This is a genomic window from Neomelitea salexigens DSM 19753, assembly GCF_000422345.1.
Taxonomy (GTDB): domain Bacteria; phylum Pseudomonadota; class Gammaproteobacteria; order Pseudomonadales; family Spongiibacteraceae; genus Spongiibacter; species Spongiibacter marinus_A.
The window spans coordinates 159,360-174,133 of the sequence record NZ_AULP01000008.1; the positions used below are offsets into that span (position 1 = coordinate 159,360).

The 14,774-nt window shown below is 46.9% G+C and carries 13 protein-coding genes; 1 reads left to right on the forward strand and 12 read right to left on the reverse strand.

Annotation, left to right across the window (positions count from 1 at the left end):
• Positions 1-277: 277 nt before the first annotated feature.
• The 12 genes from H573_RS0112805 to H573_RS0112860 form a co-directional block, all read right to left on the reverse strand.
• On the reverse strand, positions 278-1,909 hold the full coding sequence (locus H573_RS0112805) for a fatty acid--CoA ligase (protein WP_027874632.1): 1,632 nt from the start codon (positions 1,907-1,909) through the stop codon (positions 278-280).
• 22 nt (positions 1,910-1,931) lie between these two features.
• Complete coding sequence (locus H573_RS19365) at positions 1,932-2,615, reverse strand: crotonase/enoyl-CoA hydratase family protein (protein ID WP_084498064.1); 684 nt, start codon at positions 2,613-2,615, stop codon at positions 1,932-1,934.
• 24 nt (positions 2,616-2,639) lie between these two features.
• Positions 2,640-4,016: a DUF1329 domain-containing protein gene (locus H573_RS0112815; RefSeq protein ID WP_036256731.1), complete on the reverse strand. Its 1,377-nt coding sequence runs from the start codon at positions 4,014-4,016 to the stop codon at positions 2,640-2,642.
• Positions 4,017-4,094: 78 nt separating this feature from the next.
• Entirely contained in the window at positions 4,095-4,409 is a 315-nt protein-coding gene (locus H573_RS0112820; protein WP_161624266.1) for a hypothetical protein, read from the reverse strand.
• 46 nt (positions 4,410-4,455) lie between these two features.
• Positions 4,456-6,141: a DUF1302 family protein gene (locus tag H573_RS0112825; RefSeq protein ID WP_154653896.1), complete on the reverse strand. Its 1,686-nt coding sequence runs from the start codon at positions 6,139-6,141 to the stop codon at positions 4,456-4,458.
• 13 nt (positions 6,142-6,154) lie between these two features.
• Positions 6,155-7,144: a WD40/YVTN/BNR-like repeat-containing protein gene (locus H573_RS0112830; RefSeq protein WP_027874637.1), complete on the reverse strand. Its 990-nt coding sequence runs from the start codon at positions 7,142-7,144 to the stop codon at positions 6,155-6,157.
• 49 nt (positions 7,145-7,193) lie between these two features.
• Positions 7,194-8,582 carry a DUF1329 domain-containing protein gene (locus tag H573_RS0112835; RefSeq protein ID WP_027874638.1) on the reverse strand — a complete coding sequence of 463 codons (1,389 nt, stop codon included), beginning with the start codon at positions 8,580-8,582 and terminating at the stop codon, positions 7,194-7,196.
• A 39-nt stretch (positions 8,583-8,621) separates the two neighbouring features.
• Entirely contained in the window at positions 8,622-11,075 is a 2,454-nt protein-coding gene (locus H573_RS18120) for an efflux RND transporter permease subunit (RefSeq protein WP_051171276.1), read from the reverse strand.
• 47 nt (positions 11,076-11,122) lie between these two features.
• The gene (locus H573_RS0112845; RefSeq protein ID WP_027874639.1) at positions 11,123-11,437 is read right to left on the reverse strand and encodes a 2Fe-2S iron-sulfur cluster-binding protein; all 315 of its coding nucleotides are present in this window, start codon (positions 11,435-11,437) and stop codon (positions 11,123-11,125) included.
• Between the two features lie 19 nt (positions 11,438-11,456).
• Positions 11,457-12,365 carry a metal-dependent hydrolase gene (locus H573_RS19105; protein ID WP_051171277.1) on the reverse strand — a complete coding sequence of 303 codons (909 nt, stop codon included), beginning with the start codon at positions 12,363-12,365 and terminating at the stop codon, positions 11,457-11,459.
• A 180-nt stretch (positions 12,366-12,545) separates the two neighbouring features.
• Positions 12,546-13,973, reverse strand: a complete 1,428-nt coding sequence (locus H573_RS18130) for a coniferyl aldehyde dehydrogenase (protein ID WP_051171278.1) — start codon at positions 13,971-13,973, stop codon at positions 12,546-12,548.
• An 18-nt stretch (positions 13,974-13,991) separates the two neighbouring features.
• A complete protein-coding gene (locus tag H573_RS0112860) occupies positions 13,992-14,498 on the reverse strand; it encodes a styrene oxide isomerase (protein ID WP_154653897.1) in 507 nt (168 codons plus the stop codon).
• A gap of 37 nt (positions 14,499-14,535) precedes the next feature.
• Between H573_RS0112860 and H573_RS0112865 the strand changes: the two genes are divergently transcribed.
• Positions 14,536-14,774: IS3 family transposase (locus H573_RS0112865; protein ID WP_027874641.1), on the forward strand; the 239-nt coding region annotated here is incomplete at its 3' end.

Here is a 14,774-nt window from a genome sequence, read left to right on the forward strand (position 1 = left end):
CAGATTAACAATATAGGCTCCCTATATTGTTCGTATGCCGCTTCATATCGAAAGCGGCTCAACGCCACACTCGGTGTTCTAGGCACACATCACTGCAAGACCGCAGCCAGCAAGAGCGCCAATCTTCCACCGTCAACGGAGCGATGAAGCCTTTCGTAATTTCCCCCGCCCATCGGTTTTTAATCGTAAAGCGTAGCGCCTTAAACAACCGCTTGTGTAAAAAACGCTCACCATTGCTAAATAGATATATGGTCAACGTGGAATAGAAGCTAGATAACTAGCTTCCATATTTAGCCCGCAGTAGTTTCTTATCAATTTTGCCGACACTTGTTTTCTCGATTAACTCTACAAATAGAATTTTATCTGGTATTGCGTAGCGAGATATTTGGCCGTTTTCAACGTAAATAGCTAGATGCCGCTTCAACTCCTCTTCAGAAGCTACGCTACTCCCCCTTGCAACAACCAAGGCCAGCGGTCGCTCACCCCACTTTTCATCTGGCAAGCCAATTACAGCGGCCTCCGCTACTGAAGCATGCGTTGACAGAAGGTCCTCAATTTCTAAAGAGGACACCCACTCCCCGCCTGTCTTTATTACATCTTTTAGCCTGTCGGTTATCTTCAAATATCCTCGACTAAGAACACCGATATCTTGGGTGTGGAGATACCCACCCGACCACAACGCTTCTGAGGCTTGCTCATTTCCCATATACCCCTGTGTCAGCCAGGGAGTCCGAACAACCACTTCGCCGCTCACCTCGCCGACAACATCGTTCATCGATGTATCTACTGTTCGCATATCAACTAGGGGCGCTGGGACTCCAGCTTTACAGCGGTATTGCACCTCTTCATCCAGAGTTAACTCTCCCAAAGAGGAACGAAGTTGAGACAACGTCAAGAGCGGACATGTCTCCGACATGCCATACCCACCGAAAACATCAACCCCCTTTGACAGCGCTTCGCGCGCAAGCCCCTCTGACAGCGCAGAACCACCAATAATTACCTTCCATCCTGTCAACGAGTCTTTTTCGTCACACTCATTTAAAAGCATTTGCAAGATGGTTGGCACACAATGAGAGAACGTAACTCCCTCCTTCTTAATTAAATTAAGAAGCCTACTAGGAATGTACCTGCCGGGATAAACTTGCTTCACGCCGAGTAATAGCGCTACATACGGAATGCCCCACGCGTGAACGTGAAACATCGGCGTGATCGGCATGTAGACATCGCCACTATGAAAATTCTGGCCACGCGGTGATGAACCCAGCGCGGCCATCATAGAGAGCGAATGAAGAACTAGCTGGCGGTGGGAAAAATACACGCCTTTCGGGTTGCCTGTAGTGCCAGTTGTGTAAAATCTAGTCGCTATCGTATCTTCGTCGAAATCGGGAAACTGATAATCATCGCCAGACTTTTCTAGCAATGCCTCATACTCACCACATACACGCGAGTCAGTAGGACACGGCACTCCGTCGTCGCTTACCCACACGATTTTATCAACGAAATCTAATTTAGCGGATATCTCGTCGTAAATGTCCAGAAAGTCTGAGTTAATCACCAAGACTTTCGGCTTTGAATGGTCAAGCGTATACAGGATCTGCTCTGGAGACATGCGAATGTTAACCGTTTGCAACACTGAGCCCATCATTGGAACAGCGGAATAACATTCAAAGTAACGGTGAGAATCCCAGTCCATAACAGCAACGGTATCACCGGGAACAACCCCAAGAGACGCAAGCGCGGATGCCAAGCGGCCTACACGGCGTCGAACCTCAACATAAGTAAAACGAATATCCTCACCGTACACCACCTCTTGATCGGGAGAGTGTACCAAAGTTGAATTCCATAGCTGCTTAATAAGCAAAGGATAAGAATATGCCTCAGAAGCTCGACCAATATAATCAACATTCATAGTAAAACCCTTATTATTACTCTTACAAATAGTCTTTATCTTTATCGGCTAACGAATCCGCAATAATATTTAATGCATCATGGCGCAAGATGCTTTTGTTCACCTTGTAGTATTCAATTGATAGTTTTGATATATCATCGACAACCGCGCGAATACTGCTAGAACAGGACGCTAAACTACTCAACTCATCAATAAACCCTGCTTCAACTGAGTCCTTTGCCGACAAACGGCAGGAATACAGCATCACACGTTCTAACCAATTAACGGCGACTCGGTTTTTCAAGAGTTGAAATAAAACAGGCGGAAAAGGCATCCCTATCGCTGTTTCGGGAAGACAAACAGTAAAATCTTCATCAACACCGACACGATAGTCACACGCTAAAAGAATAAAACCACCTATCCCGACAGCATGCCCTGTACATACCGCCACCGTGGGGATAGGGCAGCTATATAATTTATACAAAAACTCAAAGCAATCTCGTACTAGGGAATTAGCCTTCTCATCCCTCAACGAGATTTCCTTCAAGTCAAAACCTGCACTGAAGAACCCTTCTCGGCCGGAGATTATTATCGTACTGGCACACTTAACCGCGTCATCAAATACCGAGTTAAGCCGCTCCAAAAGTGAACTACTTATTGCGTTAACTTTCCCATCATCAATCGTTATGTGAGCAACGCCACCTTCCAACCTCATTCCAACAGACATATTGAACCTGTACCTCTAATAATCTTAAGCTCTTCCCAGCCTGGACAGGGCTGCATGTGTTAAATAGCGCTTATAAGTACTTTCGTCGTTGACTTTGCTCTTATGACCACCATCAATCTCCTTAACATGTTCAACTCGGGTAATTCTTCCGCTTTGAAATTCATAGGCATGAAAGTAATTCCAAGACCAGTAAGGATGCTTGCCGTCTTTGAAAACATTTTCCCCATCAACAAACTGGCCGTAACAACCATCGAACGATCTAAATGGGACTCCCGCGCGGTCATAAGTAACCATTGCCAATGGCATTTGATTCCGAGCATCAAACCAGACACGCTTTTTACTAACCGGCGCTCTAACAAAACCTGTTGGCTCAGCCTCACAGATGATCGCCTCAGGAACCATCTCAACCACGCTATCGAAGAAACTCTCCCCTTTCGGCCCACCGTGAACACCGTTCTCCCAATTTTCCGAAGCCGAATTCCAACCAGAAGACACACCAGCGAGTAACGGCTGCCTGCCGACTACCTTGTAGTTCCCCCATGTATGCAAGGGATCGCCCGCGGCCCACGCATCGGACAAATACAGGGAGGAGCCGGGAACAAGTGGCTCGAAGCGTTGGTTGGTTGGAAACTGCCTTATGCGCTTAAAATAAGGCACGTATCCATATAGATCTGGAAACTTATTCTGATCATAGGGCCATATATTCAGATATGAAGCGCCTTTCTCAGCTTCAGGCGCAGTGTATACAACCGTGTTAAAGCGAAGTTTATCTTGGTGCTTACTCCAATATGGCTTCGAGTCGAGAACCAAGCGACCAACCGGCGACATTTCCGCCCATACCAAATCGTATTGGTAATCAACCACCCCCTCCGCGTTGACATCGTATTCTCTCATCGCGAAGACATCTGCGTCGTGACGCCCCCAAGACAGCGTTAATCCAGCAAAAAGTTCTATTGCAGAGGTCGCCCCCGGAAACGGATGCCCGCCAATCCATGGTTTGCCGTTGTCGACAACGACATTCCCGTCTGGTGAAAACGATGCTCTACCCTGATTCGACAGAGTCGCCATCTGGTACTCCCACGGGCCCATCTTCATCCAATCTAATGTCGTCTCAACAACCCTAAGTCGCCTACCAAGTTCCGTTACCTGCTTATACTTTGCTGGGTCTAACAGGTCTTTAACAAGGTGGACATTATCTTGCGTTATATAATCCCCAACAGAGATCGCGCCTTTTGTATATGCATCAATAGATATGAGTTCGTCTGGATATACATTCTGTATATTTCCGGACCTCGCTATCGAAGGCCAAAGAGGTGCAAGTATCCCCGCACCGGCACACGCCGTGCCGTACCTCAGAAAGTCTCTTCTACTTAGCCGAGAAGACCATTTTTGAACATACATAATACGTCACCAAAAAGGACCGGGCGCTCGCACACCCGGTCAAAGGGTCCCAAAGGGCTCTTGAAGGATTTGGTAGTGTTAAAACTGCTTGGTCAAACGAATAGAAAGCTCGTCTGCAAAATCGAGTGATGACAGCATGTTGGAGTATGGATTGTCCCCCCATGCATCACCATCAATATGCGTGTAGAAAGCCTCGACCTTGTAACCATCGCCCGGATTCCAGCGCAAACCTGGCTGGAATAGAACGCCACCATCAAGATCAACCAACGAAGCGAATTCAATTTCGAAAATTTTATTGTCCGTCGGCTGAAGGAAGCCAAAAACCAAGTAATTAGCGTTACCGGACTTCTCATGGGTAACGGTAGTCTGCTGACCTGGCGTGAGCCCCGACAAGTTTGATCGGCCATAGCCACTCAGATGGCGCCCAACCAAGTCGCTTCTATTCTTGGTAAGCGCTGTAGGTTCCAGGCAGATCATCGAAAAACCGATGCCATTTGTCCACGACCAACGCAACTGTATATTCGTCTTCCTTTATTTCATCTTGCGAAAGCGTCGGGTTCGTGAAAGTACGCTCCGGGGTATACTGAATTTCCAAATTAAATATCAGCTGATTCAGGAAATTATTTTCACTGTCGACCACGTAACTTGCCCCAACAGCAAAGTCGTTCTCTCTATGATACGTCCTTTCCAGATGTCCACGTAGCGAACCACCAGCAGCCATAAAGAAAGTATTTAGTTGAGCTACAGTCTCTTCGACTGTAGCACCGGGCGTCGCATATACGTCTCTACTCGCCTCAAATTCTTCGATCGCCGCATTTAAGCCGCCAATTGCATCTAGGCGAGAGTCTGCGGCCGATTGAAACCACTCGTCAGCGGTGTATACACCACCTGGGTTCACGGAGAATGGCGTATTTGCCATTGCTTCTCCGGAGTTTGCATACCGTCTGCAAAGGGCTGCTGTATACACAGGACATGCTACGGAGTTCGCCGGCAACTTAGCGTTGTAAGCAGTATTTATCACACCTCCTACGAATCCTGTAAGCGGTTTATTAACACCCGATTTAGTCCAGGCAAATGTACCTTCTGGCGCGTATCTAGAAACAAATGACGCCTGCCAGCCCCACTGCCCATAGTCCCCTTTTAAACGGATACCACCTGCCAATTTGTCGTCATATCCGCCCGACTCGTAGGTGTCGTGAATGGTAAATTGAGAAGGAATTATGTTGTAAGGTGTATTGGGATTGCCAAACACAGAAGGCTGAAACCTACCGATATAGCCGTCTACTAGGACGTTGCTACTCAGCTGATATGTCGTTCGAAGAGACAGCATGGGCACTCGCTTATCTGAAAACTCTTCAAGACCCATATCCAAAATTGAATGGCGCCGCAGGTCTAGCCCGTTCGGAGTATCAAAAACTCGGAAGAAAATCGCTTGGCCCCAAGCAATCTGCTGGTTCCCCAGGCGCATACTCAGGTCGCCTGACGCGTATTCAAGAAGAAATGTCGGGAAATAGACTTGGTAGTTTCGCCCAGCCCATTCCAAAGGATTCGGATTTCCACCTTCATCAGCGAGATAGTCAAAATAGCTAGGAGTTGATTCATATAACTCCGGCGCTGCATGAGGGCCCGCGTCTAAGCCCCCCTGGTACGAGGAAAGGGACGACGCGTCAAAGGCATCATATACCTCTGGATCGAACATAGCCCGCATGCGAGCTATAAAGCGCCATTCATAGTTGAATTGCATATTCATTTCGATTTCAGTACGAATGACAGCATAGTTAAGGTCGTTATCTGTGATTTCTACAAAATCACCTCGTCTTACGGTGTCATTGAAAGGAAGCGGTGTGCTGCCCCACGCGCCAGCGCCACCTAAGCCTAATAACGCACCGACACCTGAGACCGGGTTCAACGCTGGCGGCAAGTATGCTTGGCGTGAAATAGATTGATCGTTCTGAAGAATCCCACCCTGATTATTGGGATTTTCCTGACCACTAGTGGAAATTGCCGCTTCTGCACGAACAAAGCCACTGAAAGAAACATCAAAATCTTCAAACATTTCCGCCATTGAATGTGATGACACCAATGGCACACAAAAAAGAAGGCTCTTAATTATTTTTGACTTCATAAAATCACCATTATTATATAGAAATTTTTAGAATATTCGCTTTATTCCCAACGACATACATCGCGCTGGCACCGTCTGACATAGCAACAGACTGATACCAACCCGTTTCGATATCGAAATCGTTAATTGCTTTCCATGTCTTGCCGGAATCATCACTTATCAGCACCGTTCGCATTCCGGAAACCAACACCCGGCCTTCCCCATCGGCGACCACGCCCAGCAAATTTTGTCTGCTGTTTGAGTCCAGAAGCGTCCACGTATTTCCGCCATCCGCTGACCGAAATACGACGCCAGACTGCCCTACTGCATATGCGAGTCTGTCCGTAGCGAAGCTAATTGAAGAAAGCGTAGGGGACACTTTTTCATCGGTGTTAGTACCTGACATAAGCACACTGATCTCATCACTAGCGATATGCCCCCGTAGCATCAGAGATAGCTCACCAACAATGTAAAAGCTTCCGTCCTCCTTTACATACGCGTCATAAACATTCGGCTCAAAAAATCCGCCCAACCGCGACTCTGGGTCTGAAAACACCGACGCCCATTCAACCTTCACCTTTGCCCAGGTATTACCACCATCCCGAGACTTTACGACAGTGCCGAAGGCGCCGACGGCTACTGCTTCACCGCGAGAATTCATGGATACGCTAAACAGACGTTCGGTAGTATTACTTTCTACCTGTTTCCAATGTCCATCCCCAGAAACCAAAATTGTCCCAAGCTGGCCCACTGCGATCGTCCGATCACCATTAGTGGATACACCCAACAGGGCAAGCTGCGTACCAGAGTCATCCTTCTCCCATGTAGTCCCGCTGGAGTCGGTTTTAAGTATTAGCCCCCCTGCACCAACGGCTAATCCCGCTCCACCAGAGAACTTAACGTCGAACAACGCCGCATGAGGTATACCCTTTTTCAGTAGCTCTATCTCATATCCACTTGCTAGTGATGAGCTAACAAAAAAATACAAGGCAACAATGAGCCCGCGAAAGTAAATTCGTGTCATAGAAACATCCTCAGAAAAAGGCGCCGCGGAATAATCCGCGGCGCAATGCCTACACTTGACCTAGGCGTTGGAGAGCTTGCTGAGTAAAGAATCGGCTATAGGCTTTGTCGTTATCAAAGCTAAATTCTGACTTGTGACCACCTTTGTTCTCTTTCTGATGGGCGATACGACTCATACGCCTGGTTTGGGCGTCAAATGAATGTATATTTATCCAAGACCACGCTGGGCTTTTGCCGTCAGGACCAAGAACAACCTTGTCACCCAGTTTGTATTGGCCAAAGCTGGTTTCGAAATTCACCCAAGGCTTGTTTTGGCGGTCGAAACGGATATTTCCGCCATACATGCTGTTTCGCACATCAACGTACGCCAGACGACGGCCAACAGGCGCCCTCGGATAACCGGTCGGCTTAGACTCTAAGATCGCCACCTCTGGAGACAATTCATAGTCAGTATCCCAGAATGTGTCGCCATTCGGGCCACCATGAGTGCCGGCGCGCCAGTTGTCATCATCACCATTCCATTTCGCATTGAACGGCCCCAACATCGGCTTACGTGCGATAATCTTGTAATCCCCCCAGGTCAGCATTGGGTCACCTGCCGCCCATGGATCAGTCAAGAACCAAGTCACACCGGGAATTAATGGCTCAAATCGCTGATTAGTGGGGAACTGTCGTACCCGACGAAATTGCGGCAGGTAGCCGTAAAGCTCAGGGAATTTGTTTTGATCGTAGTACCAGGTAGAAAGGAAGGAGCTACCGGCCACATCCTGAGTTGACGTGAAATATACCGTTTGGAATCTAAGCAGATCCTTCATATTTCTAAATACAGTGCCGTCTAACCTTGACTGCACCTGTAATTCAGCCCATGTAAACTCGTAATCATAGGCCTTACTGCCATCGGGATTTATGACCGTGTCGTTAATCGCATATTGATTGTAGTCAGCCCGCCCCCAACTCATCGCGAGGTTAGCTTGAAGCTCGACTCCTGTTTTTGGGCTCGGGAACGGCAAACCACCAACCCAATTTTCCCCTTTTTCTGTCACTACATTTCCATTCTGGTCAAACTTAGCCTTAACGCCATTGTTCATATTATCAAGCGTCTTGGCGTAGAACTCAGCTGGAAACATCTTGCTAAAATCTGTAGTCGTTGGCCGAATACGTATTTTTCTTCCCATCGTCTTTATTTGATCGAAGACGATTGGATCTAATAAATCTTTCACGATATCAACGTTATCAGCAGTAATGTAATCACCGGTGCTGATTTTTCCCTTTGTTAACATATCTATCGAGAGCAGCTCATCTGGATAGGCTTTAGATAAGTCAGCGCCAGCAGCAAACAACCTATCAAGCGGCATTAACACGCCGGCGGAAAGCCCGAGCGCCATATTTTTAATTAACTTCCTACGCCCATAATCGTGATCATATTTTTTGATACGCATTACAATCTTCCTCTTTTGATTATTTTTGACACACCAACTTCAAACCGCTATCGCAGGATTTTCACTTACAGAATTTCTATCATTTTTTGGCTCTTTGAATATTGATAGATCGATTGATTCGCCGACCAAAATATCGTCACGCGACGCGAAGCTCGGCTTCAAAATCCACATAAGCAGAGGCAGCACAACAAGAGACAACACCATATTGATCAACATAATCGCCACCAGTAGAAGTCCCATGTCGGCCATGAATTTCAAGTCTGATAATAGATACCAGGGCATGATACCGAGCAGCATAATAGATGCAGTAAACATTATTGCCTTTCCGGTCGTTGTAATAGACTTGGTTAACGCCTTAGCCCAACCTACATCCGGCGTGTACTCCTCGCAGATTCTAGACATCAAATATATTCCGTAATCGATACCAACACCGACACCCAACACAGCGACCATTACGGAGTTAATATCTAAACCAATTCCCAATATATGCATTGTCGCTGAAAGCATGAAGTTGGAAAGGTTAACTGGAATTAAAACGACAAGAGAGGCAAGAAAAGACTTGTACGCCAAGGCAACAATTACAAAAATCGCAACATTCAGCATACCGAGTATTACCCAGTGATATCGGCTAACGACCGAATTCATAGCCTGTTGCAGCGCAATCGTGCCGGACCCCATTCTCACAGTAAATTCCGGGTGATCAACACCCACTGCATCAACTGCACGCTGAGCACTCGCCAACGCCGCATCAACGGTTTCCTGCTTATTGTCTTTGTACCAAAGGGAAATTGTAGAGTTCTGGAACTCATAGTCGGAGATATGAGAAAAGTTAACCGGATTGGTGCCAAAAACGACTGCGGTACCCGCGGCGCGAATCGCCGCTGCGGTTGGGTCGAGTGGCAACCACTTTGGATCTCCACCCGAGAATAGACGGTTTGCCTCCATCATATAATCAGCGAACGAAAGCGTAGCGCGCGGAGGTAGCGTTTCATCAGATTCAACAATACTCTGAATCGCCATCGAAGCCTGAACGACACCAGGCGTTCTCGCAACACGGTTGTCGACGTTAGTGTCCTTGGCTTCTAGTATTATTTCCAGGGTATTCACGCCAGGAAAGTGCGCGTTTATCGCCCTTATGGATGTGTTGTACTCAGAGTCTTCCCATAGGAGATTAGACCCTTCCACAGGGTTTCCTATTTCTATCCTAAATGAGATTAATATAGCCGCTGCACCAATCAACAATGTTACAAGAGAGGTGACCTTAGCTGGTTTACTATGCGTGCAGTATGCCAGCCCCTTCAAACACGCCAATTGCAGCTTTTGAAATCCGCGAACCTCACCCGTAGTTACCAGCTTATCTATGTTTCGCGGCGTCGGCAGATATGATAGTACGATAGAAATCAGGAACACTCCGGTAGGTATAATACAGAATGCCCAAAAACCGCAGAACAGCGCAAACCGCTCCATTGCAGGAATCGGTGCAATGGCGATGAAGATAATACCCAAAGCATCCGTGATAACCCCTAGTATCGAAGGAGCCATCATCACACCCATCGTAATTTCAGCCGACTTGCGCTTATCACCAATTTCAGAATAGATTTCGTAAAAACGCTCACTAAACTGAACGCAGTGCGAAAACGAACGTGCCACTAACAATAGGGGTACAATCATCAACAGCGGTTCGATCGGCGCCGATATCCAACCAACTAAGCCAAAACCCCAGACCGCCGCAACCGCACTACAAATGATCGGCGTTAATGTGCCGGCCAAATTTTTCATATACAGACCAAGAGCAACGATAAGCGCGATCAACGTAATCGCGAAAATCGCATATGTCTGGTTCTGAAGCTTATAGACCCAGCCTGTTAGCATCGGCTGGCCAACAACATACACCTCGTGACCATCGTCTCTGTAATTATCTGCTAGCTCATTAACCGATTGAAATACTACGTCATAGTCAAGGAGGTTCTCTAGGAATGCGGCAGTGATAATTGTTGCGCTTTCATCACGAGATACGTAGAAGGTCCGTACATTCGGGCTTTGCTCAACGCGTTTGCGAAATTCGTCTAGCGCTTCAGCACCGCTCGGAACTTTATCCCCCATAAGCGGCCGCATATCCACACCGTAAGGAGTTGCCTCCGCATACCGTGCTTTTTCGGTAGCAATGGAAATCAACGAGTCATGATTAATACCAGGAACCAAATCTATTTCCCTGGTGAAGTTCCAGACTTTGCTTAAGGTATCCTCGTTATAGATTGACCCGTTAACGTTTTTTATCATGACGGTAACAGTCAATGGATTACCGAAATTCGGGTGTTCGTCAAACACCTGAACATATGGATCATCTTTTGGAAGAAGGTCTGAGAAAACCGTTTTGATTGTCAAGCCTTTCATACCGTAGGCAAAAAAAACAGTCACCATTGCAAACATCATTGCAACATAAAATCTGTTTTTCATTACCCATGCAGATAGACGGAAGCGATAGTTATCCATTGTCGTTCCTATTTATAATTATTCCTGCCAGTGAAGCTTCGTACGAACTACACTACGACCTCAATTGTCTTGTCCTGAAGGATCTCTGTTACTGAAATTTGACAAGATAAGCGCTGAGGTCGATCACCTTCTGCTGTAAAGTCCAGCATTGAAGATTCCATGGCGTCCGGATCACCTAAAACTCCTTCGAGATCGTTGTCTGCATATATCCGGCAGGTTCCACAGGCACACCCACCGCCGCAATCAGCATCAATTCCAACAATGAGGTTTTCCTTAGCAACCTCCATGAGGATATCGCCTTTATTTGCCACAACATCTTTTACCGTGCCATCGCTCTCACGGAAACGGAAATTAATCTCCATTACAATCAAGACCTTATTATTAAGAAAGTTTTGCCAAGCCCATCATCTCAGCCATGCGATGATGGTCAATCTCAAGTACGTCGCCACCCTTTTTCTCATAGTTTCGCCACGCAACCTGAATCGGGTTCTGGCTACATGTAACCATCGGGTGGTTTTTTGGATGATAGTTTCGACTAAATACTGGAAGCGCCGACTTTAGAAACCTTAGGAGGCTAACTACACAGAAGCCCATTTTCTTTACCGCGACGAACGGATTTCTCAGCCAACGCTCCTTCTTGGCGATAGCCCAGTATGCTTTCAGCGTTTCTCCAGCGATGTGTATTAACGCAAAAAGCACCATCCATTTTCGATACCACTCATGCTCACCGTACAGATACTTATATACCTCAAAAGCAACAGCGCCGTGCTCTACTTCCTCGACCTGATGCCAAATCCAAAGCGCCTTCATAACGTCGTCGGCGTCTTTAAACCATTCATCATGCTTATCGAGTACAATCATCCCGCCCAAGAATGTGAACGTTTCATAGCCTGCGGTGAAACCGAGGAGCTTTTTAAGGCCATCCTTTTTTGCATGCTCACTAAAGTATTCTCTTGCCTCTCTATCCAGACGCTCTATCTCTGGATACCGCTCGGCGAGCCAACGGTTTACCGCGATAAAATTTTTCGCATGGTGGCCTTCTTGACCAATGATCGCTGAAACATCTTTCAGCAACCTATCATCCTCAATCAACTTCTTCGCCTTGGAAAGCGAAAGAATCAAGTACCTTTCAAAGTACGGCACGTGTACACCAAGGGCATTTATAAACGCCGAGAACTCCGGCTTAGTCCGGCTCCATAACGGATCACCATGCCTTACGTTCTCAAGCTGGAACTGCAGTGGCCTAACCGGAAAGTCATGCATAGGATGATTTGAATTATTATTCATCATAGCTATCGAACTCCTCTATAACGAGAGTTGATGATTGCATATACCGAGTCAAAGAATCACCAACCCAAAGTATGGAATTAACAATTAAATTGTTACCACTCCATTTAGATGTACCCATAAAGATTAAGCCGACAAGCCCGGAGAAGCGGGTGTTATGCGGCATCTTCATGCGCTATCTAATTATCCCTTCATCATCGATATAAGGCTTTTTGCCAACTTTGTGTAAGGCGGGTACAAGAGCTCAACACCCGAAAAGCCAAGTAGACTTCTTTGCTTTACGATTGGCTTGTTGTGAGAAAATGTTCTAAACCCCTCGTATCCGTGGTATGTACCAAATCCACTCTTACCGATGCCGCCGAAAGGCTGGGCAGGCTGAAGGTAATGAAGCAACACGTCGTTGATAGTCGTGCCACCAGCATGCGTTTTATACAAAACCTCGTCTTGCAAAGAACCAGAGTCACTAAACAGATACAAAGCCAGAGGTCGATCCCGGTCATTTACGAAATCAATAGCGTCGCCCACACTATCAACTTCGATAACTGGAAGAATTGGCCCAAATATCTCTTCTTTCATCAAGCGACTTTCTGGACTGGGGTTCAGCACCAAAGTGAGCGGGAATTTTCTCTTTGATATATTTTCTTCATTCGGCTGTTCGACCTGTATTACTTCATCAGCACACAAGTCTTCAGAGTCAATGAGCTTACTTAGCCGATCATAAGTTGCGCGATTGATTATCGACGTATAGTCCTCAGAGGCGATACCAGCCGGAAATCGTTCGCTAAATAGTCGCGTCATCCAGATGGAAAAATCTTTAGCAGTCCCTTTCGGTAGCAGGATATAGTCTGGTGCAATGCATGTTTGTCCGGCATTGTATGTCTTACCCCACAAAACCTTCTTCGCCACATGATCAATCGGGTAACCACTATCTACAATAACTGGACTCTTGCCACCCAATTCCAATGTCACCGGGGTCAGATTTTTAGACGCCGCTGCCATTATCAGTTGACCAACGCGCGTCGAGCCTGTAAACAAAATATGATCAAACGGGATTTCGGTAAAACGAGCAGAGGCGCTTGCATCACCCCCGACGATAGAGACATGATCCTCATCGAAGACCTCGGCAACAATCTTTCTAAGCACTGCCTCAGAATTTGGAGTGCATTCCGACATCTTGACAATACATCTATTTCCAGCCGCCAAGGCAGAAGCCATACACGATAGCGCAATATTAATCGGGTAGTTCCAGGGAACAATTATCCCCACAACACCTATCGGTTGCGGCATCAATCTATTGGACGCCGGCCAAAACCAAATGCCTGTATGACGTCTTTCGGTGCCCATCCACTTCGCGACGTTTGCTCTTGCGTATTCTAAATTTGAGATAGAGCTGGAAATTTCAGATAGTCGCGTTTCCTCTGTTGATCTAACACCGAAATCGGCATTTAAGGCGCCAATGATCTCCGGCTTATTTGCTTCTACCGCCTTGATCAGCGCCTTTAGATAAGCCTTACGCTCGCTGGACGATAAGTACTTATTCTTCTCAAAAGCGGATCTCTGCTTGTTGTAGATAGGTAGATATTCGTTTGTCTCTACACACATTGAAGTCATGTTCGTTGCCTTTTGTGTTCAATCTTTCTGCGTAGTTAATAGTGAATACACTGCGTAAATTAACGTTAGGGCGCCGATGAATGCGGGAATAAATGCCAGGACTCCGAACACACTAAATTCACCCAAACTGTTCCCCTCTAGCGTTACCCCTCTATTCGGCGCAAACATGCCAAACAGGTAGAACATACAGTTACCCCAAACCGCGATTACCGTACCCCACACCACCTTCTTCAACCTCACTTCAGGAACACCCAACACACTAGAGGCGCAACCAATTGCTACGGCCATGACACCATTTAGCATCATCCCTACGTGAACAACCCTCCATCCGTCTGGCGTACCTGGGATCGTTACATCTATGAGCACTGGAATTGGGCTAAGCGAAATTCCGCCTAGCATGCTGAAGATCATCACGAATCCAGAGATCAGCGAAAACAACATCGCTGCGAACCCGTGCTTGATAACGAGTATTGAGTAGTCTTTTTTGCCCCGAGCCATTTGAATCGCCCCCAGTTTGCTAGACACCTTTTAGCCATAGAAAATGGCACAAAGAGAGGTGTTTATGAGCAAGCAGCGTTATCCAGAAGAGTTCAAGATTGAAGCGGTTAAGCAGGTCACGGTATCGGGTCACAGCGTAGCCGATGTGGCCCAACGGCTAGGCACAACAACTCATAGCCTTTACGCATGGATTAAGCGTTACGGCCCTAACTCAGAAGCGCATCGCAAGGAGTCCGATGATGCTGCGGAGATCCGACGTCTACAGAAGGACTTGAAGCGCGTTACTGAAGAGCGTGACCTGTT

Coding starts and splice junctions, on each gene's coding strand:
- H573_RS0112805 (WP_027874632.1), bottom strand. CDS start 1,909: ATGAATGTTGATTATATTGGTCGAGCTTCTGAGGCATATTCTTATCCT.
- H573_RS19365 (WP_084498064.1), bottom strand. CDS start 2,615: ATGTCTGTTGGAATGAGGTTGGAAGGTGGCGTTGCTCACATAACGATT.
- H573_RS0112815 (WP_036256731.1), bottom strand. CDS start 4,016: ATGTATGTTCAAAAATGGTCTTCTCGGCTAAGTAGAAGAGACTTTCTG.
- H573_RS0112825 (WP_154653896.1), bottom strand. CDS start 6,141: ATGAAGTCAAAAATAATTAAGAGCCTTCTTTTTTGTGTGCCATTGGTG.
- H573_RS0112830 (WP_027874637.1), bottom strand. CDS start 7,144: ATGACACGAATTTACTTTCGCGGGCTCATTGTTGCCTTGTATTTTTTT.
- H573_RS0112835 (WP_027874638.1), bottom strand. CDS start 8,582: ATGCGTATCAAAAAATATGATCACGATTATGGGCGTAGGAAGTTAATT.
- H573_RS18120 (WP_051171276.1), bottom strand. CDS start 11,075: ATGGATAACTATCGCTTCCGTCTATCTGCATGGGTAATGAAAAACAGA.
- H573_RS0112845 (WP_027874639.1), bottom strand. CDS start 11,437: ATGGAGATTAATTTCCGTTTCCGTGAGAGCGATGGCACGGTAAAAGAT.
- H573_RS19105 (WP_051171277.1), bottom strand. CDS start 12,365: ATGATGAATAATAATTCAAATCATCCTATGCATGACTTTCCGGTTAGG.
- H573_RS18130 (WP_051171278.1), bottom strand. CDS start 13,973: ATGACTTCAATGTGTGTAGAGACAAACGAATATCTACCTATCTACAAC.